Below are 24,242 nucleotides of genomic sequence, written 5' to 3'. Positions count from 1 at the left end.
TGCTCGACCCTCGATCCAGGAGCGCCCGTGTCCGAGCCGACGCCGATCCCGACCCACTGGTACAACATCGCCGCGGACCTGCCGGTACCGCCGCCGCCGCACCTGCACCCGGGGACGAAGGAGCCGGTCACCCCCGCCGACCTGGAGTCGCTGTTCGCGTCCGGGCTGATCGCGCAGGAGGCGTCCACCGAGCAGTACATCGAGATCCCCGAACCGATCCGCGAGGTCTACAAGACGTGGCGTCCGGCGCCGCTGATCCGCGCCCGTGAGTTCGAGAGGGCGCTCGGCACGCCCGCCCGCATCTACGTCAAGTACGAGGGCGTCAGCCCGGTCGGCAGCCACAAGACCAACACCGCGGTCGCGCAGGCGTACTACAACGCGCAGGACGGCGTCACCAGGATCACCACCGAGACGGGCGCCGGGCAGTGGGGTTCGGCGCTGTCGTTCGCATGCGCGAAGTTCGGGATCGACCTCGAGGTGTGGCAGGTGCGCGCCTCCTACGACTCCAAGCCCTACCGCCGGTTCCTCATGGAGACCTACGGCGGCACCGTCCACCCGAGCCCGTCGCCGCTGACCGAGTCGGGCCGCAAGATCCTCGACGAGCACCCCGACACCCCGGGCAGCCTCGGCATCGCGGTCTCCGAGGCCGTCGAGGTCGCCGCGGCCGACCCGAACGCGCGCTACGCGCTCGGCAGCGTCCTGAACCACGTCGTGCTGCACCAGACGGTCATCGGTCTCGAGGCCGTCGAGCAGCTGCGGGCCGCGGGCGAGGAGAACGCCGACGTCGTGTTCGGGTGCGCCGGTGGCGGTTCCAACCTCGCCGGGCTGGCGTTCCCGTTCATCCGCGAGGTGCTGCACGGCCGCGCGAAGACCCGCGTCATGGCCGTCGAGCCGGCCGCGTGCCCGTCGATCACCAAGGGTGAGTACCGCTACGACCACGGCGACGTGGCCGGCCTGACCCCGCTGCTGAAGATGCACACCCTCGGCCAGGACTTCGTCCCGGATCCGATCCACGCGGGCGGGCTGCGCTACCACGGCATGGCGCCGCTGCTCAGCCACACCGTCGAACTCGGTTACGTCACCGGCCAGGCCGTCGACCAGACCGACTCGTTCGCCGCCGGCGTGCAGTTCGCCCGCGCCGAGGGCATCGTGCCCGCGCCGGAGTCGTCGCACGCGATCGCGGCGTGCGCACAGTACGCCAAGCAGCTCACCGAACCCGAGGTGCTGGTCATCGGACTGTCCGGGCACGGCATGCTCGACCTGCCCGCATACCACTCGTACCTGCAGGGCAACCTGGTCTCCACCGTGGGCGACATGTCCTGACCCCACCGCGAACCGATCTCGACCATGCGCACAATGGGCGCATGGTCGAGATCGCAGTCGCACAGTTCTCCGCCGGCACGGACAAGGCCGAAAACCACCTGACGATCCGCAACCTCGTCGGTGAAGCCGCCGCCCGGGGTTCGAGGGTGGTGATCGCTCCCGAGTACGCGATGTACACGGCGCCGCGCCTGGACGAGCGCCTCGCCGAGGCCGCGGAGCCACTGGACGGGCCGTTCGTCTGCGGCCTGCTCGAGATCGCAGCCGAGTTCGACGTCCACCTGGTCGCCGGCGTCGTCGAGTCCCTGACCGACGACGACCACGTCTCGAACACCCTCGTCGCCGCGGCGCCCGACGGCACCGTCGCCGCGGTCTACCGCAAGCTCCACCTCTACGACGCGTTCGGCTACAAGGAGTCCGACGTCTTCCGCGCCGGCGCGATCACGGACCCCGAGACGTTCACCGTCGACGGCCTGACGTTCGGCATGCAGACCTGCTACGACCTGCGCTTCCCCGAGGTGACGCGACGCATCGTCGACGCGGGCGCCGACGTCCTCGCCCTGCCCGCGCAGTGGGTTCCGGGCCCCCTCAAGGAGGACCACTGGACGACCCTGGTCCGGGCGCGGGCGATCGAGAACACCGTGTACGTCGCGGCCGCCGACCAGTCGGCCCGCTCCGGCGCGGGCAACTCGATGATCGTCGACCCGATGGGGGTCGTGCTGGCGTCGCTCGGCGAGCAGGTCGGCACCGCGCGGGCCGAGGCGAGCCCCGCCCGCATCGCCGAGGTCCGGGCGAAGAACCCCGCACTCACGCTCCGCCGGTTCGGGGTCGTCGAACGTCAGCCCCGGTGACGGGCCGCGAGGGGTACGGGGTCGCGCACCGAATTCGGGTAGTCCGCCACTCGTGACTCGTCTCGCATGCGCTCTTACGTTGAGTTCGTCCACAGCGGGGCCCGCTCGCGAGGTGTTCGAGCTCCGCGCCGGCGCGAACATCGGAGGCGAAACCATGACCTCGACGACCGAATCTGCGATCCACCGCGACCACGCAGACAACCCGAAGGTGGCGTCCGAGGACCGGGCGGCGCTGAGCGAACTGGCGGAACGAGAGTTCCAGGACTTGTCGGACAGGCAGCAGGACACCTCGACACGTCCTCGCCTCGCCGCGGCGAAGCGGCTGAACGACAGCGCCCGCGAATGGGCGCAACGGAACATCCCGAACTTCGGCGACGAGATGGAGGAGCTCGAACGGGAGCGTTCCGCGCGGATCGCGGACGCCTTCGAGCGGTGGCCTGTCGTGCCCCTCGACGTCGAGGCCGGCGACGCCTTCGCCCCGCGGTCCGCAGGGTGGGGCGAGTTCTGGTGGTCGAACTCGGAGTGGCACTGGTACAGCGGGCTGGGCGTCGATCCCCGCGCTGACGGACTGCACTTCTTCGGCAAGGTGGATTACCGAGGTGACCCGCTGCTCAGGTTCAGCACCGGCGTGATCGCGCACTTCGCCCTCGGCCCCGATCGCCGTCCCCCGTCCGCGTCGGGACGCTACCGCTCGGCACCATCAGTGAGCATCCGGGGCCAGATCGGCGGATTCCAGGGCTTTTACCACCCGCTCTGGGCCGCCGACGACAAGTGGTGCAAGTGCTGGATGGTGCTACGCCAGACCGCGTGGCAGTTCGCGCACAACGCGACGTGGGTGCAGTTGGGCGAGAACTTCATCGTGGAGAACCTCTTCGACCTGGAGAACGAGTACGGCGTCGCGCAGGCGAACCCCACGTTCCAGGGATTTCGACCGGCTCCCGCGATCGAATTCGTCATCGCAGATCCCGCTGCGATCATCTGGGTCCAGTCCGAGTTGCGGTTCGACTTCCAGCTCGAGGGAAACGCGACGATCGGGCTCAGCCCCGGCGCCACCCCGGACAACTCGGTGGTCGTGCACCATCCGCAGTGGCACGTCACGCCACTGTGATCGCGGCGCGAGGCGCGTCACTGGGGGTAGCGTCGAAGGCGAGATGCTGTACGCCACCCGCGCCGAGGCCGGCCGCGAACTGGCCTCCTCACTCGGGCACCTGCGAGCCGACCACCCGCTGGTGTTGGGACTTCCCCGTGGCGGCGTTCCGGTGGCGCTCGAGGTCGCGAGGGCGCTGGACGCGGACCTGGACGTGCTCGTCGTCCGCAAACTCGGTCTGCCGTGGCAACCGGAACTCGCGATGGGTGCGATCGGCGAGGGCGGGGTCCGGGTCTTCAACGACGACGTGATCGCCCAGTCCGGGGTGTCGCGGCGGGCACTCTCGTCGGTCGAGGAGACCGAACGCCGCGAACTGGACCGCCGGGTGCGGATGTTGCGTGGGGACCGTCCGCCGATCCCGATGACCGACCGGGTCGTGGTGATCGTCGACGACGGCATGGCCACCGGAGCGACCGCGGTCGTCGCCTGCCTGGTGGCCCGGGCGCAGGGCGCGGCGCGGGTCGTCGTGGCGATGCCGGTGTCGTCGGAGGAGGCGATGACCCGGGTGCGGGCCGAGGCCGACGAGGTGGTGTGCCCGCTGGTGCCGCGATGGCTGGGCGGTGTCGGTGGGGCGTATCGCGATTTTCACCAGCTGACCGACCACGAGGTGCAGGGGGCCCTGAAAACGTGATCTCGGACTCATTCGATCGGGCCGATCGCGACAAACCCACAGTTCGCGGAACTTCAGGTAACACATACAGTGTTTCGCTGCGGTTACAACCGGTCATTCCGGACAGCGAACCCGGTGCATCCCACCCGATAATGTGATCCAATGCACACCCGTACTTGTCGGTAGTTCTGGAGGGGTCCTCAGTGCGAGAGTTCGAAGTTCCACAGTCGTTTTCCATCCCGGATGACGTCTCGATGGCAGACACGGTGTTCCGCTTCGAGAAGGAATGCCCGCAGCACGTCCCCTTCAAGAAGCTGGTCGACGGCACCTGGGTGGACGTCACCGCCACCGAGTTCGCCACGCAGGTCGCGGCCGTCGCCAAGGGACTGATCGCGTCCGGCGTCGAGCTCGGTGACCGCGTCGCGATCCTGTCGGCCACCCGCTACGAGTGGGTGGTCCTCGACTACGCGATCTGGACGGCGGGCGGATGCACCGTGTCCATCTACGAGACGTCCTCCGAGGACCAGGCCCAGTGGATTCTCGAGGACTCGTCGACCGTCCTGCTCGTCGTCGAGACCGCCGTCCACGCCGAAACCGTCAAGGACGTCGCCGAGGCGGCCCCCGCGCTCCGCGAGATGCTGCAGTTCGACGCGGGCGCCATCGACGAACTCACCGCCCGCGGCGCCGAGATCACCGACGAGGCACTGCACGAGCGCCGCGGACAGGTGACCGCCGCGTCCCCCGCCACCCTGATCTACACCTCCGGCACCACCGGACGCCCCAAGGGTGTGCAACTGACGCACGGCAACTTCTACGCCGAGTCGCAGGCCGTGAAGATCGCGCTGTCCGACTCGATGTACGAGGGCCGCAGCACGCTGATGTTCCTGCCGCTCGCGCACGTCTTCGCCCGCGCGATCTCCTTCGGCGCCTTCGACAACAAGGTCACCGTCGGCCACACCGCGGACCTGACCACGCTGGTCGACCAGTTCGCGGTGTTCAAGCCGCACTTCATCCTGTCGGTGCCGCGCGTGTTCGAGAAGGTGTACAACTCCGCCAAGCAGAAGGCCGAGGACGGCGGCAAGGGCAAGATCTTCGCGAAGGCAGCCGACACCGCCATCGAGTACAGCGAAGCGCTCGAGAAGGGCGGACCCGGCCTCGGACTCAAGATCAAGCACGCCGTGTTCGACAAGCTGGTCTACGGCAAGCTGCGCGCGGCCCTCGGTGGACAGTGCGACCGCGCGCTGTCCGGCGGTGCGGCACTCGGCGCCCGGCTCGGCCACTTCTTCCGCGGCGTCGGAATCCCGGTCTACGAGGGCTACGGCCTCACCGAGACCAGCGCCGCGTTGACCGTCAACACCACCGACGCGCAGAAGGTCGGCACGGTCGGCAAGCCGATCAACGGTCACGCCGTGAAGATCGCCGACGACGGCGAACTCCTGGTCAAGGGCCCGGTCGTGTTCAGCGGCTACTGGCACAACGAGGCCGCCACCGCCGACGCGATCCGCGACGGCTGGTTCCACACCGGCGACCTCGGCTCCATCGACGAGGACGGCTTCGTCTCCATCACCGGCCGCAAGAAGGAGATCATCGTCACCGCGGGCGGCAAGAACGTCGCCCCCGCCGTGCTCGAGGACGCCCTGCGCGCGCACCCGCTGATCAGCCAGTGCCTCGTCGTCGGCGATGCCAAGCCGTTCATCGGTGCCCTGATCACCATCGACCAGGAGGCACTGCCGGGCTGGAAGGAACGCAACAACGTCGCGGCGAACGAGCCGATCTCCGAGGTCGTCAAGCACCCCGACCTGATCGCCGAGATCGAAACCGCGGTCGCCGAGGGCAACAGGAAGGTCTCCGCCCCGGAACGGATCAAGAAGTACCGCATCCTCGACGTCGACTTCACCATCGAGAGCGGGGAACTGACGCCGACGCTCAAACTCAAGCGCAACGTCATCCACGAATCCTTCGGCACCGCCATCGAGGCGCTCTACGCCTGACGGCGCTCGAACACCCGAACCGGGGTTCCACCTACGCTGCGATCACGACGCAGCGAGGACCGGCAACGCGTGCGCCGCGGTGGCCCGCCACGAGTGGGTCACCGCGGTCGTCAGTGCGGTCGGCTCCGGGTTGATCTCGATCACCGTCGCACCGGCGCGCAGGGCTCGCAGCGGCAGTTCCGCAGCCGGGTACACCACCGCCGAGGTGCCGACGACCACCAGCAGATCGCAGCCCTCGACCGCGTCGACGGACGTCCGCCAGGCGTCGGCGGGCAACTCCTCCCCGAACCACACCGCGCCGGGACGGACCGGGGCGCCACAGGATTCGCACGACGGCGGCGTGATCCGCTCGGCCGGCTCGTCGCGCAGCGCGTCGAACCGGGTGTCCTCGAGCTCCGCGGACAGCCCGCACACACAGCACCGCGGCTCGTAGAGGCTGCCGTGCAGATGCGCCGCCACCGCCGAGCCCGCGCGCTCGTGCAGGTCGTCCACGTTCTGGGTCACCACGGTCACGTCGGCGTTCCGTGCCCACTGGGCCACCGCCCGGTGACCCGCGTTCGGCTGCACCCGCCGCACCAGCGCAGCACGCCACTCGTACCACGCCCACACCAGCGCCGGGTCCCGCTCCCACGCGTGCGGCGTCGCGAGCTCGGTGGGGTCGAACCTCTCCCACAGCCCCGTCAACGCGTCGCGGAACGTCGGCACACCGGACTCCGCCGACATCCCGGCGCCGGAGAACACCACCACGTTCGCGGCGGAGCGGGCGGCGGCGAGCAGAGCGGGGTCGGGTTCAATGGAGGTCATGTCGACGATTGTCCCCGGATACGGTGACACCCTGCCCAAGCTGCTGCTGGTGAATCCGCGCGGCGCCGAGCCTCGTCTCCTGCACGCCCTGTACCGGGCCGGGATCGCCGCCAGGGACACCGACCGTCTGGGCGACGGTCAGAAGCTCTTCGGCGCCCGCATCGTCGCCGACCCCGCCGACGAGTGGGCCGAGCTGCAGCCGTGGGTGCGTGCGGTCGTGGCGTTCGGGCCGGATCCGTGGACGGCGACGGTGGAGCTGCTGTCGGTGGACGGGCTCGGGTTCGCGCACGCGGCGACGGCCACGAGCGCAGGCGAGCGACCGGTCACGATACTCGGGTGCCTCGGCCTCGAGGACGAGGCGCTGACCGACGCGATGCTCGCCCGGACCCTCGCATCGGCGCAGCAGGCCGCCGGGCTGACGTGGGCCTGCGGGGGCAGCTCCGTCCCCCGCAAGCGGCAGGTCCCCCCAGCCCGTGCGTGACTTCGGTCGTCCCAGCAACCACGCTCGCGCACAGGCGGCGGAGCCGCACGTCAGATGACCGCGGCGTCGACCATCCGCTGCGCGACCTCCGCGTCACCGAACATCTCGAGTGCGGCCAGCGGCCGGCGACGCCACATCGTCAGCAGCAGTTCCTCCGCGGTGCCGCGGATCGCGACGTCGCCCTTCGCGTGTCCCGTCTCGACCTGCACGCCGTCGGCGGTGAAGGTCAGCAGCCACTCGGCGTCGTCGGTGTCGGTGCCGTGCAGGTGAACGGTCCTGCCCACCAGCGGCGCGGGCACGTCCGCGAGTGCCCGCCGCAGCATCAGGTTCGCCCACTCGTCCACACCGTCCGCCGCGGCCCGGGCGTCGACCGCCTCGGGTGCCCGGCCACCCGCGGCGTGCACGGCGTCGGCGGCGTCGACCCGATGCACCGCCACCTCGTGGGCCTGACGCCGCGCCCAGAAGCTCACCGCACCCGGACCCGTGAATGTCGGTGCGCCGCGATCGAAATCGTGGGCGGCCAGTTCCGCCAGCAGCTCCTCGAGTGCCTCCCGGTAGGCCGGCAGGCACTCCGGTCCGGAGGGCAGCGAGGGCACCTGTGCACCGAGCGTCGCCGACGGACCGGCGGCGATCGTCGCCGTCGCCCAGCGGTGCACCCGCCCGGTGTGTCGGATCACCCGCTCGAGCGTCCACCCCGGCACCGTCGGCACCGGAGCCCCCAGCGCGCCGGCAGGCATCGCCGCCAGCCGCATGCCCTCGGTGCGCAACAGGTCCACGTGTTCGTCGGGCGTCATGGCTGCACGGTATCGCGGACGAACGCCGCGACGTCGGAGGTGACGCGGCGGTGCACCGGTTCGTGCAGCAGATCGTGACCGGCGTCCTCGTACTCGATCAGACGCGCACCTGGGACCGCTGCGGCCCAGGTGCGCGCGCCGTCGACGGGGGCGAGCCGGTCGTCGACTCCGTGCACGATCAGGATCGGTGCCGTGACGCCGGTGGGGCCGGGTCCCGCCGCCACCCTCCGTGGGAGCCCGCACAGGATCACGGCAGCGAACCGCTGCGGGTCCTGTTCCAGCGCCGCGAGGGCGGCGGCGGCGCCGAGGGAATGCCCCATGATCGCCAGCGGCAGCCCGGGCTGCTGCTGCTCCGCGATCTCCGTCAGCCGCAGGGCGTTGGCGCCGAGGTCGGCGATCGGCCCCGGGTCGCCGAGGTCGCCCTCGCTCAGGCCGTGCCCGACGTGGTCGAGTGCCCACGTCGCGATCCCCGCGGCGCCGAGTTCCCGCGCGAAGCGGTGGTAGTGGCCGCTGTGCTGCCCCATCCCGTGGAGGAACACCAGACCGGCGACGGGATCGGCGCACGACCAGTCGCGGTGGTGGACCTGCCCGGAGACTCCATCGAAGAACGGCACCGCAGGATTATCGCAACGCGGCACCACCGCCCCTGCCGGCGGTGTCTGCGATAGTCGGGTCCGTGTTCCTCCTCGACGACGTGCTCATCCACAGCGCCAGCGACCTCTCCCAGGCCGCGGACTGCGAGTTCGCGCTGCTGCGCCGGCTCGACGCGAAGCTCGGACGCACCGCACCGGGCGCGGACCGCACCGACGCACCCGACCCGATGCTCGCCCGTACGTCGGCACTCGGCGACGCGCACGAACACCGCCGGCTCGACGCCTACCGGGAACTGTTCGGCGACGGGGTCGTCACCATCGACCGGCCGGCGCTGGACTTCGAGGAACTGACCCACGCGAACCGCGCGACGGTCGCCGCCGCGCGGGCCGGGGCCGACGTGATCTACCAGGGCACCTTCTTCGACGGCCGGTTCCTCGGCTACTGCGACTTCCTGGTCCGCCGGGGGGACGCCTACGAGGTCGTCGACACCAAGTTGTCGCGGCACGCGCGCGTCCCCTCGCTCCTGCAACTGGCCGCGTACGCGGACGCACTCGCCGGGCACGGCGTCCCCACCACCGCGACCGCGAGCCTGATCCTCGGGGACGACAGCATCGTCACCCACCCGCTCGCCGACATCCGGCCGGTGTTCCGGCAGCGCCGCGACGCGCTGGTGCGGCTGCTCGACACCCACCACGCCGGGGGCGCGCCGGTGCAGTGGGGCGCGGTCGGCGGGTGCGGGCGCTGCGAGGACTGCACTCCGGAGGTCGAGCGCAGCCGCGATCTGATTCTCGTCGCGGGTCTGCGTGGGACGCAGCGGGACAAGCTCGTTCGCGGCGGCGTCACGACGATCGACGCGCTCGCTGCCGCCGAGGCGCCGGTCGTCGGGATGAGCGCCCGAACCTTCGAGTCGTTGCGCGGCCAGGCCGCGGCGCAGGTGCGTCAGGAACGCAGCGGCACACCGGTGTTCGAGGTGATCGGCGACGGCGCGGCCCTGGCCGGGATCCCCGCGCCCGACGCCGGCGACATCTTCTTCGACTTCGAGGGCGATCCGCTCTGGGCGGAGGGCGGTTCACCCGACTGGGGTCTCGAGTACCTGTTCGGTGTCATGGAGGCGGACGGCACGTTCCTCCCGTTCTGGGCCCACGACCGCGAGCAGGAACGCCGCGCTCTGCTCGACTTCCTCGCCTACGTGACCGAGCGCCGGAAACGCTTCCCGGACATGCACGTCTACCACTACGCCGCCTACGAGAAGACGGCGCTGCTCCGCCTGGCCGGGCGGTACGGCGTCGGCGAGGAGACCGTCGACGCGCTGCTGCGCGAGAACGTCCTCGTGGACCTGTATCCGGTGGTGCGCGGCGCGATCCGGATCGGGGCGTCTTCGTACTCGATCAAGAAGCTCGAGCCGCTGTACATGACGGAGCAGCCCCGCGGCGGGGACGTCACCAACGCGGCCGCGTCGATCGTCGCGTACGCCGACTACTGCGCGCTGCGCGACGGCGGCCACGACGCCGAGGCCGCCGAACTGCTGCAGGGCATCGCCGACTACAACGAATTCGACTGCCTGTCGACGCTGCGGCTGCGCGACTGGCTGCTCGGCCTGGCCGGCGAACGCGACGTGCGACCGCACCCGGTGCAGCAGGCGGTGACCGCCGTCGTCGAACAACCGGACCCGTCCGAGCTGGCACTGCGCGAGTACGTCGGCGACGTGCTGGCCGGCAAGCGCACCGCCGACCAGCAGGCCGCGGCACTGATGGCGGCAGCCCTGGGCTACCACCGCAGGGAGCGGAAACCGTACTGGTGGGCGCACTTCGACCGGCTCACCGCACCCGCGGACGAGTGGGCCGACACCGCGGACGTGTTCGCCGCCGACTCGGTGACCGTGACGCAGGAGTGGCACAAGAGCAGCCCGCGGCAGCGCAAGCTGCGGCGCACGGTCCGGCTGGTCGGCCGCTGGGGTGCGGGGTCGACGACGAAGGTCGGCGACCAGCCCTTCGCGCTGTACGACGCGGCGACGGGCATCGGATCCGCGGACGCCGCCACCCGCGGCACCGTCACCGTGACCGTGCTCGAGCAGGGCGCGGAGCCGGGACCGGACGGGCAGCCGCGCGACGTCGTCGTCGTGGAGGAGTTGCAGTCGGCCACCGACCCCCACTCCCCCACGCCGATGGCACTGGCTCCGGGACGCCCGGTGCCCACCAAGAACATCGAGGCGGCGATCGCGGCACAGGCCGGCGAGGCGGCGGCCGGGCTGCCGACCATGCCGGGCACCGCCGCCGTCGACATTCTGCGCCGGACACCTCCGCGCACCCGGTCCGGCGGGCCGCTGCCCGCCGCCGATCCCGACCACCGGGCACCCGCGATCATCGCGGCCCTACTCGACCTGGACCACTCGTACCTGGCGGTGCAGGGGCCGCCCGGAACCGGCAAGACGCACACCGGCGCGGCCGTCGTCGCGGACCTGGTCGCCCGGCACGGGTGGCGGGTCGGCGTTGTCGCGCAGTCGCATTCGGTGGTGGAGAACATGCTCGACGCGGTGGTCCGGTCGGGTGTCCCCGGGGAGCGGGTCGCCAAGAAACCCGGCTCGGGCCTGGCCGCGAACCCGGAGTGGACGAAGCTCGAGCCGAGCGGTTTCCCCGAGTTCCTGCGCGAACACCAGCAGGACGGTTGCGTGATCGGCGGCACCGCATGGGATTTCGCACACGCCGACCGCGTGCCGCCGGGCACCCTCGACCTGCTCGTCGTGGACGAGGCCGGGCAGTTCTCCCTCGCCAACACCGTCGCGGTGGGCATCAGCGCCCGCAACCTGCTGCTCCTCGGCGATCCGCAGCAACTGCCGCAGGTCAGTCAGGGCATCCACCCCGAGCCGGTGGACACCTCCGCCCTCGGCTGGCTGGCAGACGGGCACGGCGCGCTGCCACCGGAACTCGGCTACTTCCTCGACGTCACCTGGCGGATGCACCCGGCCGTGTGCGCGTCGGTCTCCGCGTTGTCCTACGAGGGCCGGCTGCACGCGAAGGAGTCGGTGACCGCCGGCCGGCACCTCGCCGGAGTCGAACCCGGAGTCGGCACCCTGTTCGTCGACCACGTGGGGAACTCCACCCACTCCGTGGAGGAGGCCGAGGCGATCACCACCGAGGCGGCCGCGCTGATCGGCACCGCGTGGACGGAGGCCACAGGTGCGCAGCCGCGTCCGCTCGGGCAGGGCGACATCCTGGTCGTCGCGCCCTACAACGCGCAGGTGTCACTGATCCGCGCCGGCCTGGCCGCGGCCGGGCTGGGCGAGGTGCTCGTCGGTACCGTCGACAAGTTCCAGGGACGCGAGGCGGCGGTGGTGTTCGTGTCGATGACGGCGTCCTCCGCGCAGGAGGTGCCCCGCGGAATGGGCTTCCTGCTGTCCCGGAACCGCATGAACGTGGCCATCTCCCGTGGCAAGTGGCGGGCGGTGATCGTCCGGTCCCGCGCCCTCACCGACTACCTGCCGTCCACCCCCGCGGGACTGACCGAGCTGGGCGCGTTCCTGCGCACCCACCCCTGCTAGCTGTACCGGCGGTCCCCGGTCAACCGAAGCACTGCCCTTCGCCGCGGTAGGTCGGGACGGTGGTGACGCTGCCGCCGGAGTCGACGAGGTGCACGTCGGTCAGCCGCTCGCACAGCTCGCCGGCCTTGGCGTGCCGGAACCAGACCCGGTCCCCGACACGCAGCGCCGTCGCGGCCAACCCCGTCACCGGGGTCTGCACCTCACCGGCACCCTCGTTGCGCAGCAGCTTCAGGCCTGCCGGCCACACCGGCGTCGGGACCCGGGACGCCCCCGCCGGTCCCGACGCGATGTATCCGCCGGAGAACAGGGTCGCGATCCTCGGTGTCGGCCTGCGGACCGCGGCCAGGGCGAAGAACATCGCGGGCCGGGGCGTGAACGCGCGGTACCGGTCGAACAGGGTGGGCACGAACAGACCCGAACCGGCGGTGACCTCGGTGACGGCCGGGTCGGCGGAGCTCACCTCCAGCGAGCCGGTGCCGCCGCTGTTGACGATCGCGAGGGGGCCCGCGACCGCCGTGACCGCGTCGACGACCGCCCCGCGGCGGGTGGACAGTTCGGCGGCGGACGCCCGCTTCACCAGCCGGACCGCGGCGCTGCTGTCGGGCAGGCCGGCGATCTGCGCCTCGTAGAACATCACCCCGACCACCGCGAACCCGCGGTCGACGGCGAGCCGGGTCAGGTGCGCCGCCTCGTCCGGAGTGCGCAGCGGGGATCGGCGGACGCCGAGGTGCACGGGTCCGATCCGCAGCGACGCGTCGACGTCGAGACACACGCGGGCTCGGGTGGTTCCGGCCGCGGCGACGACGTCGAGGTGGTCGGTGCCGTCGACCATCAGGGTGATCGAGTCGAGCAACAGCGGATCGGCCGCCAGTTCGGCGAGGGCCGCGCGGTCGACGGTCGGATAGCCCATCAGCACGTCACGGGCGCCGCCCCGGACGAGCCAGATCGCTTCACGCAGCGAGTACGCCATGACTCCGCGGAACCCGCCGCGGCCGGTCAGGTCCGGGCCGAGTGCCTCCGCGAGGACGGCCCGACAGCGGACGGACTTGCTGGCGACGCGGATCGGGGTGCCGCCGGCGCGGCGGAGCAGGTCGGCGGCGTTGGCGCGCAGGGACGGCAGGTCGACCGCGGCGAACGGCGGGTCGAGTGGGCGGGTCGCCGCGTCGAGCCGGGCGAGCACCGACTCGACCGTCCCGGTGTGCGGCATGGCGTCCGTCCGATTCGTTGTCGCGGTCACGGCTGCAGTCAACCACCCAGTTGGACGACTGTCCACGAACGAGGTCAGGCCTCGACGGCCTTGCGCGTCACCATCTGCACCAGGTCGTCGAGCTGTGCGATGACGGCTTCACCGTCGTGGTCCACCAGCCACCGCAGCACGATCCCGTCGATCACGGCGAGCGCGAACCGCGCCAGGTGCGGAACCGGCTCGGTCCACCGGGTCCCGGTGTACTCGGCCGACCGCTCCAGGAACTCGATGGCCTCAGCGTCCATCGTCGCGTACTGGTTGTCGGCGATCGCCCCGGCCAGCTCCGCGCCCGCGGCCTGCTGACGCAGCCCGTACGCGGTGATCTCGTAGGTGAGCAGCTGCCGATTCGGGGTCGCCTCGACGATCGGCCACATCGCCGACAGCCCACTGTGGAGCAGTTCCCGGAGTCCGCGCAGGCCGCTCTGCGCCTCCTCGGCGTGCGCCTGCGAGAACGCATAGCGCAGCGCCTGACTCAGCTGCAGGACCAGGGCTTCGCCCATCGCCGCAACGAGCGCCTCCTTGCTCTCGAAGCAGTAGTGGACCACCCCGAGTGACACCCCGGCATCCTCGGCGACGGCACGGATCGTGACGGAGCTGACGCCCCCCCGTTCCGCGATGCCCATCGCCGACTCCACCAGCTGTGCACGTCGTTCGTCCGCGGGAAGCCGATTCAGCATCTGCTGATCGTAATTCGTCGCAACCTGATTGTGCGCCAGGTGTTGACCTGGACGGCCGTCCAGGAGATCATGGTCGGATGGAAACTCAGACGTGGCACAACTGGGCCCACTGTGCGGGCGCCAGTCCACGCCGTTTCGCGACCCCGAAGAGCGTCGCGGAGGTGAGCGCGGAGGTCGCCCGCGCCGCGTCCGAGGGACTGCACGTCAAGTGCATCGGCGCCGGTCACTCCTTCACGTCCGTGGCCGTCACCGACGGCGTGATGATCAGCCTAGACAATCTCCGCGGCATCACCTCGGCGGTGCCCGTCTCGCCGTCCGGCGCACTCGTCACCGTGCTGGCAGGCACCCGTCTGTACGAGCTCAATCCCGCACTGTGGGATCTCGGCCTGGCGATGGTGAACCTCGGCGACATCGACGCGCAGTCCATCGCCGGTGCGATCTCCACCGGGACCCACGGAACCGGAGCCCGCTTCGGCGGCCTGGCGAACCAGATCCGGAGCCTGCAGCTCGTCCTCGCCGACGGCACCGTCGCCGACTGTTCCGCCGAGGAGAATCCCGAACTCTTCCACGCCTCCCGCCTCGGGCTCGGCGCCGTCGGCATCATCGTGTCGCTGACGCTGCACTGCGCACCGGCCTACATGCTGCGCGCCGTCGAGGCGCCCGCGCGGCTCGGCGAGACGTTGGCGAACCTCGACGAGCACGTCGGCAGCGTCGACCACTTCGAGTTCTACTGGTTCCCGCACACCGACCGGATCCTGACCAAGCACAACACCAGACTGCCGGGCGACACGCCACCGGACCCGGTCCCGGCGCTGCGCGCCTACATCGACGACGAACTCCTGTCCAACACCGTGTTCGAGGGCGTCAACCGGATCGCCACCCGGTTTCCGGCGGCGATCCCGCAGATCAACAAACTCACCGCACGGGTCCTGGGCGCGCGGACCTACACCGACCGCAGCTACCGGGTCTTCGCGTCGCCCCGCCGGGTGCGGTTCCGCGAGATGGAGTACGCCGTCCCCGCCGAAGCGCTGGCGGACACGCTCCGCGAGATCGACCGCTGGATCACCGACTCCGACTTCACCGTCGCCTTCCCCGTCGAGGTGCGGTTCGCCGCTGCCGACGACATCTGGCTGTCGACCGCCAACGGCCGCGAGACCGCGTACATCGCGGTGCACCAGTACCACCGGCGCGACCACCGCGAGTACTTCGACGCGGTGGAGACCATCGCGCGGGCGGTGGACGGCCGCCCGCACTGGGGCAAGCTGCACTCGCGAACCGCGGAGGACCTGCGGCCCACCTACCGGCACTTCGACGAATTCCGTTCGGCCCGAGACAAGTACGACCCCGGGCAGGTGTTCGACAACGACTACCTGCGCCGCGTACTCGGCTGACCAGGGCGCGTCTCCCCATCCCCATTTCGGCGCCCCCGACGTCCCAATCGTCCGCCTGCCGCGTTGTCGTCGGCCGCCGAACCGCGGTGTCGGCTTCTCCTCCGCGCAGGAGCGGAGCCCGCGGAGCGACTCCTCGGGCTTGCAGGCCGACGATTGTCGCGCCTGGTGCATCCGAGAGGGATCGGGAGACTCGCCCTAGCCGAGCAGTTCCGCCTTGCGCTCGTCGCTCGCGAAGGACGCCTCGATCGAGTTGTGCGCCAACGTCTCCCGCTCCGCGTCCGTCAGTCCGACCTCGTCGCGCAGCCGGGTCAGGTTGTCGTCGACGTAGCCGCCGAAGTAGGCGGGGTCGTCGGAGTTCACCGTGACGCGCAGTCCCCGCGCGAGCATCGACCGGATCGGGTGGTCGGCGAGCCGGTCCACCACCCGCAGCCGCACGTTCGACAGCGGGCACGTGGTCAGCGGAACCCGTTCGCGCACGAGACGATCCACGAGGGCGTCGTCATCGAGGCACCGGATGCCGTGGTCGATCCGCTCGACGCCGAGCAGGTCGAGGGCCTGGCGGATGTAGTCCGGCGGGCCCTCCTCCCCGGCGTGTGCGACGGTGTGCAGCCCCGCCGCCCGCGCCCGGGCGTAGACGTCCGCGAACAGGGACGGCGGATACCCGACCTCGGCGGAGTCGAGCCCGATGCCGATGATCGGCGCCTCGGCGGCGAGCAGGTCGGTGAGCAGCGCGTCGGCCTCGGGGACGGGACGGTCCCGGAGGATCCCGGCGATCAGGCCACTGCTGATGCCGAACTCGCGCTCGCTCGCCGCCGTCGCCTCGCCGAGCCCGTCCAGCACCTCCGCGAGCGGCACCTCCCGTGCCGTGTGCGCCTGCGGGTTGAAGAAGATCTCCGCGTGCCGCACCCCCGCCGCGGCCGCCCGGGCGAAGTAGGCGCGGGTCAGGTCGGCGAAGTCCTGCGCGGTCCGCAGCACCGTCATGTTCGCGAAGTACAGGTCGAGGAACGACTGCAGATCGGTGAACTCGTACCGTGACCGCAGGTCGTCGAGGTCCCGGTAGGGCAGCTCGACGCGGTTGCGGTCGGCCAGTTCGAAGATCAGCTCGGGCTCGAGCGAACCCTCGATGTGCATGTGCAGTTCGGCCAACGGGGTCGTCATCGCGGTGCCTCCTGGGACTCGGGTCGGGCCGCCGGTGGATTCCACGACGGGTCGGTCGGGAGATACGAACGCAGCATGAGGACGAACTCGCCGTCCGGCGCGGGCAGCCAGTTCGCCGTGCCGCCCACCGGCGGCGACGCCGACACCTGCACGTCGAGGGAGCCGTCCGCACCCCACACCAGGCCGGGCGTCCGATCTCCGATCGCATAGCGGCCCAGGGCGTTCGGCACGAGGAACATGTCGGGGCCGTACAGCGTGATCGACCAGAAGCCGCGCGGGTCGACGGGCGGCAGTGCGTCCGCCGCGAAGTGCAGCCGACAGCCGTCCACGCCCTGCAACTCCTGCCCGTCGGCCGCGGTGCGGGTGACGTGGTACGTCGATTCCTCGGGCACGTTGGCGCCGAGCCCGATTCGCGCGACGACGGCCCGCTGCAGGTAGTCGGTGCCGTAGCGGCCGGCGTTCTCGAGGGTGCTCCACGATCCCGGGGGGCCGTCCGCGCCGGTGGCGATCGCCTCCTCGACCCGCCGCATTCCGATCGCCACCCCGGCGGCGAGCGCGGTGACGTCCTCGGGGTCGCCCGCACTCGGCGTCGCTCCCGGCGTCACACCGAGTTCCGCGATCCGTTCCAACAGTGGTTCGTCTTGTGGCGGCGGCGGGTCGGCGGCGAGGATCGCGGCGAGCTCGTCGTAGAACGCGGCTCCGGAGGCGGCCGGCGTCTGCGGAGCCGGATTGTTGCCGCAGTCGGGCGGCGGCAACGTGGGCGGCACCGAGGCGGGCGCGGGACCGACGACCTGCATCGTGTACTGCCGCTGCGCCGCCTGGGCCGCCTGGAGATCCGACTCCGATGTCACCAGGGTGCGGCCGATCATCCACACGTCCCACGTCGGCGACTCGATCACCCGGGCGCCGCCGGGGTCGCCGGACCACCCCGGCGGCACGATCAGGTGGGTGCCCGCGGCGGTCCCGGTCTCGCGGGTCCCCACGTTCGCGACGACGTTGCTGTAGATGTCGAGGAACTGGAAACCGAAGTACCGTTCCCCCAGGTCCGGATGCGTCAACCGCACCGGGCCGGACCGCAGGTCCAGCCAGGCGATCGAGTAGAGCGTGTCGACGTTCGGCGCGACCACCGTGCGCGACTCGGGCCCGGCCATCTGCGACTGGTTGTACAGCTGGTTGACCGGCAGCAGGCAGGTCATGTTCGCGCGGGTCCGGGCCAACGCGACCGGCGCGTAACCGTAGACGAACCCGTCCGCGGCGGTCTCGGCGTCGCCACGCGACTCGACCGCAGCCGGGTCGGGTGACGCACAGCCGGCGAGCAGGGCGACCGCGGCCAGCATCGCGACCGTCCACCGCACCCCCGTCCACCGGCGCATCCGCGTCACCGGCCGGCGTACGTCGCCCTGCCCGGACCAACCTCGAGGAAGCTGCGGACCGCACCCTTGAGGTCGTCGGTGCCGAAGAGGACGCCGGAGACGTCGGGGGTGACCGAATCCGCGTGGGCCACACCACCCGAACGCCAGGCCTCGATGATCTCCTTCGTGGCGCGGTGGGCGCGGGTCGGCCCGTCCGCCAGCCGGGCGGTCAGTGCCCGCGCCGCGACGTCGACGTCGTCGTGGACCGCGTTGACCACACCCCACGAGCGCATCGTCTCGGCGTCGTACAGGTCGCCGGTCATGACGAACTCCCTGGCCCGACCGGACCCCGCGCGCTCGGCGAGCCGCTGCGGGCCGCCCATGGACGGGGTCAGGCCGACGACCGTCTCGACGAGGCCGAACTTCGCCCCGGGCGCCGCGAGGATGATGTCGCAGGCGAGCGAGATCTCGAACGCCGCGGTCAGGGTCAGTGCGTGCGCGGCGTACACGACCGGGCACGGCAGCGCCTCGATCTGGTGGATGATCTCGGCGAACAGGGTGCGCCAGAGTTCGGCGCCCTCGTCTTCCGTCAGGCCGTCGAACAGGTGCACGTCGACACCTCCGGACACGACCCTGCCCTCGGCACGCAGCAGCAGGGCACGCGGCGGCCGGGCGGTCAGCGCGTCCAGGTCTGCGACCAGGGAGTCGAACATGGCCCGGTCGAAGAGGTTGAGCGCGCCGTCGTCGAACGTGAGGACGGCGACCTCGGCTCCGGCGTCGGTGGCGGTGCGTTCGAGACGGGTGGGCCTGCCGGAGTCAGTCATGGGGTCAGCCTGCCACAGGTCCGCGGCTGTCGGCGGCCGCCACGGCGTCCGGTTGCACACCTCCCCGCACCGGCCGCGAGAAGCACAGCGACGCAACGAAACCGACCAGCAGAACCGCGGCGGGCAGCAGTACCGACTGGCTCATCGCCGAGCTGAACCCGTCGACGACGAAGTCCGGCATCACCGAGGCCGTGCCCTCGTGTGCGGTACCGGTGTCGGGCACACCGTTGGCGGCCAGCCGCGACGTGATCAGGGCGCCGATGCCGGCGCTGCCGAGCACCGCGCCGACCTGCCGGGTGGTGTTGTAGACACCGGACCCGGCACCGGCCTGATGCTGCGGCAGGTTGCGGGTCGCGGTCGCGGCCAGCGGCGACCAGATGAACGCGTTCGCGACACCCATCAGCGCGATCGGCAACAGCAGCTCCCAGATCGCGGTGTGCGGATTCATCACCGCGGCCAGCCAGACCAGCGACACCGAGAGCATCAGGAAACCGGGCGCGGCGATGTAGCGCGGGTGCGCCCGATCCACCAGCTTGCCGACGTTCGGTGCGAGTACGCCGGTGAGCACCGCCATCGGCACCATCAGCAACGCCGACCCGGTCGGCGACAGCCCGCGCACCGCCTGCGCGTAGAACATCAGGGGCAGCACCAACGAGGTGATCGCGAACCCCATCGAGGTGATCGCGATGTTGGCGAGCGAGAAGTTGCGGTCCCGGAACAGCTCCAGCGGCAGCAGCGGCTCGTTCCGGTTGCGCGACTGGTTCCAGACGAAGACCCCGAGCAGCACGACACCGAGCGCGATCATCAGCCAGATCCGCGCGGACCAGTCGTAGGTGTTTCCCTCCTGCAGCCCGAAGACGAGGAAGAACATGCCGGCGGCGCTGAGGATCACGCCCGGGATGTCGAAGCTGTGCTCGTGGGTCTCGAGGGTCGGGACGTACCGCACCGCGGCCAGGAACGCGACGACACCGACCGGCACGTTGACGATGAAGATCCACTGCCAGCCGAGACCGTCGACCAGCACGCCACCGGCCAGCGGACCGACCAGGGTGGCGACACCCGCGACGGAGCCCCACAGGCCCATCGCGGTGCCGCGCTTGTCGGGCGGGAAGATCCGGGTGATCACGGCCATCGTCTGCGGCGTCATCAGGGCCGCACCGAACCCCTGGAACACGCGCGCCACGATCAGCATCTCGATGCTGCCGGACACGCCGCACCACAGCGACGCCGCGGTGAACAGGGTCAGGCCGAGCAGGTAGAGCCGCTTGGGCCCGAATCGGTCGCCGAGGCGTCCGGTGATCAGCAGCGGCACCGCGTACGCGAGCAGGTACGCGCTGGTCACCCACACCACACTGTTGATGTCGGCGCCGAGGTTCTCCATGATCGCCGGGTTGGCGACCGCGACGATCGTGGAGTCGACGAGGATCATGAAGAAGCCCAGACACAGCGCCCACAGCGCCGGCCATTGCCGGATCTCGGCGGCTCGGTTGGTCTCGGTCACGGTCAGTCCCTTGCTTGTCGGGTGAGTTGGGCCCGGACCAGGTCCGGGGTGATCCAGGGCAGCGCACCGTCGTCGAGTTCGTCGACGGTCCCGCGGAGCCAGTCGATCTCGGTGCGCGCCACGGCTCGGAGGTAGTCGAGTTCGAGCCAGAAGGCCCGCGGTTTGCCGAGCTCGGCGACCGCGGTGCGGCTCGCGTCGAGTTCGGCGAGGTCCTGTTCGAGGCGCCCGATCCGGTCGGTGAGCAGGCGCACCACGGTGTCCCGGTCGAGGTTGTGTGCCTCGGCGAGCGCGAGCGGGAACTGCGGGTACTCGCGGACGGGCTGCCCGAGCATCTCCGTCACGCGTTCACGCAGCGTCCGGCGACCGGCGTCGGTGATCGCGTAGGTGGTGCGCTCGGGGCGGTTCCCGTCGCGATCGGTGCCGACCGCGACGACCATCTCGTCCCGGTCGAGCCGGGCGACCGTGTGGTAGAGCGAGCCGGGCCGCAGCTTGACCAGCCGATCACCCCGCCGCTGCTGCAGCACCTGATACATCTCGTACGGGTGCATGTCTCGCTCGTTGAGCAGGGCCAGGACCGTGATCGCGAGCGGTGTGACGGTCACGGCGCCACCTCCTCGATACCGGAATAGTCCAGACGGAATATACGGCGTGGAACACACGAGCGCCAAGTGCTCCCACGCGCTCGACCCGATAGCGTCGACGACGTGGACTCGCACCAACTCGACATCGTCTCCCTCGCCTGGTGCCGCGAACTCGGACTGCCGGACGACGCCCTCCGCCGCCCCGGCACCCGCACTGTAGGACCGGCCACCGACACGATCCGGTTCGTCCGGCTCGGCGGCGCCAGCGCCCTGATCGGGCCCGAGTGGCTGCTCGCGCGCGCGGCCGACGTGACCGACGAGACGCTCGCGTCCCGGTCCACACTCGTCGAGCTCACCCGGGACCACGGCGGCCGCTGTACCGGGCCGCGACTGCTGGCGTACGCCTCGGAGGTGCACGCCGACATCGACGTCGACAACCCGCTCATCTCCCACGTCCTGCCGCACGTGCAGGCGCTGCAGTCGCTGTGCCCACCCGACGACGTCGCGGAGGCGGATCTGACGAGCCGTCGCAACTGGTTCACCCTGCTCGACGAGGACGAGAACCCGCTCGCCGGAGCGGGGTACGCGGAGTGGCAGGGCATCGTCGCCCGCGTCGCGGTGCTGACGGCACCCGGCACGCGTCGGTGCGGGCACGGATCGGTCGTCGGGCGCCTGTGCACGAACGACGCGATCGACGAGGGGATGATCCCGCAGTGGAGCAGCGACCCGGGGAACACCCCGTCCCGGCGGCTCGCCGCCCGCCTCGGCTTCGAGGAACTCGGCTCGGTCACCGAGATCACCCTCGCCGCGCCGTAGGCTGGGAGCGATGACCGAGGAGAGCAGCGCAGGCGGCAGGTACGTCGAGGCGGGCCGGGACTTCGTCCGGGACACCCGGTACATCGACACGCGGATCACGGCCGACGGCCGCGAGGGTTGGCCCGTCGAACCCGGCCGGTACCGCCTCGTCGTCGCGCGGGCCTGCCCGTGGGCCAACCGGGCCGTCATCGTCCGGAGGCTCCTCGGCCTCGAGGACGTCCTGTCGATGGGCGTGTGCGGACCCACCCACGACGAGCGCAGCTGGACCTTCGACCTCGACCCGGACGGCCTCGACCCCGTCCTGCGGATCCCCCGCATCCGCGACGCGTACCTCGCCCGGGACCCGGACTACGCGCGCGGCATCACCGTTCCGGCGATCGTCGACGTGCCGACCGGGAAGGTGGTCACCAACGACTACCCCCGGATCACGCTCGACCTGTCCACCGAGTGGACGGCGTTGCACCGCGACGGCGCCCCGGAGCTGTACCCCGACGCGCTGCGCGACGAGATCGACGAAGTCGCGGAACTGGTGTTCCGCGACGTCAACAACGGCGTCTACCGGTGCGGATTCGCCGGATCCCAGCAGGCGTACGAACGTGCCTACGATCGGCTGTTCGCACGCCTGGACTGGCTGACCGACCGGCTGTCGGATCGCCGGTTCCTCGTCGGCGACACGATCACCGAGGCCGACGTGCGGCTGTTCACGACCCTGGTCCGGTTCGACGCCGTCTACCACGGCCACTTCAAGTGCAACCGCTCGAAGCTCGCCGAGATGGACGTGCTGTGGGCGTACGCACGGGACCTGTTCCAGACACCCGGCTTCGGCGACACTGTCGACTTCACCGCGATCAAGCAGCACTACTACGTCGTGCACACCGACATCAACCCCACACAGATCGTGCCCAAGGGCCCGGACCTGTCCGGCTGGCTGACGCCGCACGGCCGGGAAGCGCTGGGCGGCAGACCGTTCGGCGACGGCACCCCGCCGCCTGCGCCGAAGCCCGACGAGGTCGTGCCCCCGGAGCACTCGGCCGGCTGAAGCCTGCGTCCCGGATCACACCCGCGCCACCGGGTGTTCACCCGTCGCCCTATTTCAAGTACGGTAGTCTCGTAATTCCGCGCGGCGCCTCGGGCAGTTCGACGGCAGCGCCCTCGTCCGAAGGAGGACCACCTTGACCACCACCCTCGACATCACCCGCACCGCTCCGGCAAATCTCCGTGACCTGGGCGGCATCCCAATCGAAGGAGGAGTGCTGCGCGAGGGCCTGGCGATCCGGGCGGACGACCTGTCCACGATCACCGAGGAGGGCGCCCGCGACCTCGTGGCCCGCGGACTGGCGAGCGTGATCGACCTCCGGTCGGGCGCCGAGGTCGCGCACACCGGGCGTGGACCGCTCGCCGGGCATCCCGTCGCGTACCACCATCTGCCGCTGATGATGGACATCAGCCGGATCGGCACCGACTTCCCGGTGCCCGCCTCGCGCTCCGAGTTCGACCAGATGTACGCCTTCATGCTGGAAAGTGCTGCGCCGCAGATCGTCACGGCTCTGAACATCATCGCGTTCGCGCCGGGCACCACCGCATTCCACTGCGCCGCGGGTGCGGACCGAACGGGGGTCCTCGCCGCCTCGCTGCTGCTCGTCCTCGGCGCCGACGATGACGCCGTGGTCGCCGACTACCGCATCACCGGCACCAACATCGACGCTGTTCACGCCCGCATGAACCCGGTCATGGGCACCGTGATGGCGCGGATGGGCTTCGATCTCGACGAGGAAGCCTTCCAGCGCGACGACACCGACTGGGACGTTCCGATGCGGAACACGCTCGCCCTGCTCCGCGAACGGCACGGCGACGCCCTGGCACCGCTGCGGGCCGCCGGCCTCGGCGACGACACGGTGGCGCGGCTGCGGCGGCGCGCCCTCGGTGCATGACCGTCACCGGGCCTGACGCGTCCGGGACCCGCGGCCCCGGACGCCCCCGCAACGACGACATCGACGCGCAGATCCTCGCCGCGACACTGGAACTCGTCGACGAGAACGAGACACCCACGGTAACCCGCATCGTCGAACGCAGCGGCGTCAGCCGGGCTGCGCTGTACCGCCGCTGGCCGTCGATCACCGCGCTCGTCGCCACCGCCGTCGACACCGGGCGCGGGATGCCCGCACCGATCCCGACCGACGGCGACCTCCGCGAGGCCGTCCTCGGCTCCTTCCTCGAGGCGGAGGCCGGCGCGGAACCGGCCGCGTACCCCGAGGAGCGGTTCCGGCGCCGGATCAGCATGGCGATGGCGGACCGCGAACTGCAGAAGGCGTACTGGGACTCGCACGTGTCACGGCGCCGCGTGCCGATCGAGGACGCACTCCGCGCCGGGATCGAGCGGGGCGTGCTCCGCGACGATCTCGACGTCGAGGCCTGCTTCGACCTCCTCGCGGGAGTCTTCTACTACCAGACCGTCGTCCGCGGGGCCACGCTCGCCGAAGCCGACGCCTACGCACGATGCGCCGCGGCCCTGGACGTGGCATGGCGCGGCATGTGCGCCGACTGACATACCGTGCGTGCTCCTGGT

The 24,242-nt window shown here is 71.0% G+C and carries 22 protein-coding genes; 12 read left to right on the top strand and 10 right to left on the bottom strand.

Features of this window, described 5'->3' with window-relative positions:
* Positions 1–27: 27 nt before the first annotated feature.
* The 5 genes from ACFYVR_RS10090 (at position 28) to ACFYVR_RS10070 (ending at position 5,919) form a co-directional block, all read left to right on the top strand.
* Positions 28–1,323: a TrpB-like pyridoxal phosphate-dependent enzyme gene (locus ACFYVR_RS10090; RefSeq protein ID WP_387472306.1), complete on the top strand. Its 1,296-nt coding sequence runs from the start codon at positions 28–30 to the stop codon at positions 1,321–1,323.
* Positions 1,324–1,364: 41 nt separating this feature from the next.
* Complete coding sequence (locus ACFYVR_RS10085; RefSeq protein ID WP_387472304.1) at positions 1,365–2,171, top strand: carbon-nitrogen hydrolase family protein; 807 nt, start codon at positions 1,365–1,367, stop codon at positions 2,169–2,171.
* A gap of 154 nt (positions 2,172–2,325) precedes the next feature.
* Positions 2,326–3,279: a hypothetical protein gene (locus ACFYVR_RS10080; protein WP_387472302.1), complete on the top strand. Its 954-nt coding sequence runs from the start codon at positions 2,326–2,328 to the stop codon at positions 3,277–3,279.
* 43 nt (positions 3,280–3,322) lie between these two features.
* Positions 3,323–3,949 carry a phosphoribosyltransferase gene (locus tag ACFYVR_RS10075; RefSeq protein ID WP_387472299.1) on the top strand — a complete coding sequence of 209 codons (627 nt, stop codon included), beginning with the start codon at positions 3,323–3,325 and terminating at the stop codon, positions 3,947–3,949.
* A 182-nt stretch (positions 3,950–4,131) separates the two neighbouring features.
* Positions 4,132–5,919, top strand: coding sequence for an AMP-dependent synthetase/ligase (locus ACFYVR_RS10070; protein ID WP_387472297.1), 1,788 nt, complete (start codon positions 4,132–4,134; stop codon positions 5,917–5,919).
* Positions 5,920–5,961: 42 nt separating this feature from the next.
* On the opposite strand, the gene ACFYVR_RS10065 is transcribed toward ACFYVR_RS10070, so the two are convergent.
* Positions 5,962–6,723, bottom strand: coding sequence for an NAD-dependent deacetylase (locus tag ACFYVR_RS10065; RefSeq protein WP_387472295.1), 762 nt, complete (start codon positions 6,721–6,723; stop codon positions 5,962–5,964).
* Here ACFYVR_RS10065 and ACFYVR_RS10060 point away from each other — a divergent pair.
* Entirely contained in the window at positions 6,722–7,204 is a 483-nt protein-coding gene (locus tag ACFYVR_RS10060) for a hypothetical protein (RefSeq protein WP_387472293.1), read from the top strand. The two genes, ACFYVR_RS10065 and ACFYVR_RS10060, sit on opposite strands and share 2 nt — an antisense overlap.
* Positions 7,205–7,254: 50 nt before the next feature.
* Here ACFYVR_RS10060 and ACFYVR_RS10055 read toward each other — a convergent pair whose 3' ends face one another.
* Together ACFYVR_RS10055 and ACFYVR_RS10050 are read right to left on the bottom strand one after the other, a co-directional pair.
* Complete coding sequence (locus ACFYVR_RS10055; RefSeq protein ID WP_387472291.1) at positions 7,255–7,998, bottom strand: maleylpyruvate isomerase N-terminal domain-containing protein; 744 nt, start codon at positions 7,996–7,998, stop codon at positions 7,255–7,257.
* On the bottom strand, positions 7,995–8,612 hold the full coding sequence (locus ACFYVR_RS10050) for an alpha/beta hydrolase (protein WP_387472289.1): 618 nt from the start codon (positions 8,610–8,612) through the stop codon (positions 7,995–7,997). Before ACFYVR_RS10050 ends, ACFYVR_RS10055 begins: the two co-directional genes overlap by 4 nt.
* A 62-nt stretch (positions 8,613–8,674) precedes the next feature.
* Between ACFYVR_RS10050 and ACFYVR_RS10045 the strand changes: the two genes are divergently transcribed.
* Positions 8,675–12,130 (top strand): TM0106 family RecB-like putative nuclease, encoded by a 3,456-nt coding sequence (locus ACFYVR_RS10045; protein WP_387472701.1) that lies wholly within the window; start codon positions 8,675–8,677, stop codon positions 12,128–12,130.
* 19 nt (positions 12,131–12,149) lie between these two features.
* Here ACFYVR_RS10045 and ACFYVR_RS10040 read toward each other — a convergent pair whose 3' ends face one another.
* Together ACFYVR_RS10040 and ACFYVR_RS10035 are read right to left on the bottom strand one after the other, a co-directional pair.
* Positions 12,150–13,337 carry an amino acid deaminase/aldolase gene (locus ACFYVR_RS10040; RefSeq protein WP_387472699.1) on the bottom strand — a complete coding sequence of 396 codons (1,188 nt, stop codon included), beginning with the start codon at positions 13,335–13,337 and terminating at the stop codon, positions 12,150–12,152.
* Positions 13,338–13,411: 74 nt separating this feature from the next.
* The gene (locus ACFYVR_RS10035) at positions 13,412–14,053 is read right to left on the bottom strand and encodes a TetR/AcrR family transcriptional regulator (protein ID WP_387472287.1); all 642 of its coding nucleotides are present in this window, start codon (positions 14,051–14,053) and stop codon (positions 13,412–13,414) included.
* A 77-nt stretch (positions 14,054–14,130) separates the two neighbouring features.
* Here ACFYVR_RS10035 and ACFYVR_RS10030 point away from each other — a divergent pair, with 77 nt between their 5' ends.
* Positions 14,131–15,444 (top strand): D-arabinono-1,4-lactone oxidase, encoded by a 1,314-nt coding sequence (locus ACFYVR_RS10030; protein ID WP_387472285.1) that lies wholly within the window; start codon positions 14,131–14,133, stop codon positions 15,442–15,444.
* A 195-nt stretch (positions 15,445–15,639) separates the two neighbouring features.
* On the opposite strand, the gene ACFYVR_RS10025 is transcribed toward ACFYVR_RS10030, so the two are convergent.
* Genes ACFYVR_RS10025 through ACFYVR_RS10005 form a run of 5 tightly spaced genes read right to left on the bottom strand, consistent with a single transcriptional unit; the run spans position 15,640 to position 20,881 of the window.
* Positions 15,640–16,602, bottom strand: coding sequence for an adenosine deaminase (locus tag ACFYVR_RS10025; protein WP_387472282.1), 963 nt, complete (start codon positions 16,600–16,602; stop codon positions 15,640–15,642).
* A complete protein-coding gene (locus tag ACFYVR_RS10020) occupies positions 16,599–17,975 on the bottom strand; it encodes a DUF1254 domain-containing protein (RefSeq protein WP_387472279.1) in 1,377 nt (458 codons plus the stop codon). The genes ACFYVR_RS10025 and ACFYVR_RS10020 overlap by 4 nt, the downstream gene beginning before the upstream one ends.
* Before the next feature lie 5 nt (positions 17,976–17,980).
* Entirely contained in the window at positions 17,981–18,778 is a 798-nt protein-coding gene (locus ACFYVR_RS10015) for an enoyl-CoA hydratase/isomerase family protein (protein WP_387472277.1), read from the bottom strand.
* 4 nt (positions 18,779–18,782) lie between these two features.
* Positions 18,783–20,285 carry a DHA2 family efflux MFS transporter permease subunit gene (locus ACFYVR_RS10010; protein ID WP_387472697.1) on the bottom strand — a complete coding sequence of 501 codons (1,503 nt, stop codon included), beginning with the start codon at positions 20,283–20,285 and terminating at the stop codon, positions 18,783–18,785.
* Positions 20,282–20,881, bottom strand: coding sequence for a PadR family transcriptional regulator (locus ACFYVR_RS10005; RefSeq protein WP_387472275.1), 600 nt, complete (start codon positions 20,879–20,881; stop codon positions 20,282–20,284). Before ACFYVR_RS10005 ends, ACFYVR_RS10010 begins: the two co-directional genes overlap by 4 nt.
* A 102-nt stretch (positions 20,882–20,983) precedes the next feature.
* Between ACFYVR_RS10005 and ACFYVR_RS10000 the strand changes: the two genes are divergently transcribed.
* From ACFYVR_RS10000 to ACFYVR_RS09985, 4 genes are all read left to right on the top strand, one after another.
* On the top strand, positions 20,984–21,676 hold the full coding sequence (locus tag ACFYVR_RS10000; RefSeq protein WP_387472272.1) for a GNAT family N-acetyltransferase: 693 nt from the start codon (positions 20,984–20,986) through the stop codon (positions 21,674–21,676).
* A 10-nt stretch (positions 21,677–21,686) separates the two neighbouring features.
* The gene (locus ACFYVR_RS09995) at positions 21,687–22,715 is read left to right on the top strand and encodes a glutathione S-transferase family protein (RefSeq protein ID WP_387472270.1); all 1,029 of its coding nucleotides are present in this window, start codon (positions 21,687–21,689) and stop codon (positions 22,713–22,715) included.
* 133 nt (positions 22,716–22,848) lie between these two features.
* On the top strand, positions 22,849–23,607 hold the full coding sequence (locus ACFYVR_RS09990; protein WP_387472267.1) for a tyrosine-protein phosphatase: 759 nt from the start codon (positions 22,849–22,851) through the stop codon (positions 23,605–23,607).
* On the top strand, positions 23,604–24,221 hold the full coding sequence (locus ACFYVR_RS09985; RefSeq protein ID WP_387472265.1) for a TetR/AcrR family transcriptional regulator: 618 nt from the start codon (positions 23,604–23,606) through the stop codon (positions 24,219–24,221). Before ACFYVR_RS09990 ends, ACFYVR_RS09985 begins: the two co-directional genes overlap by 4 nt.
* The last annotated feature ends 21 nt before the right edge of the window (positions 24,222–24,242 follow it).

It is taken from the genome of Rhodococcus sp. NPDC003318 (genome assembly GCF_042879035.1).
Lineage (GTDB): Bacteria > Actinomycetota > Actinomycetes > Mycobacteriales > Mycobacteriaceae > Rhodococcus_G.
The sequence above is the reverse complement of the archived record's forward strand: the minus strand, read 5'-3'. Positions and strand labels throughout refer to the sequence as shown.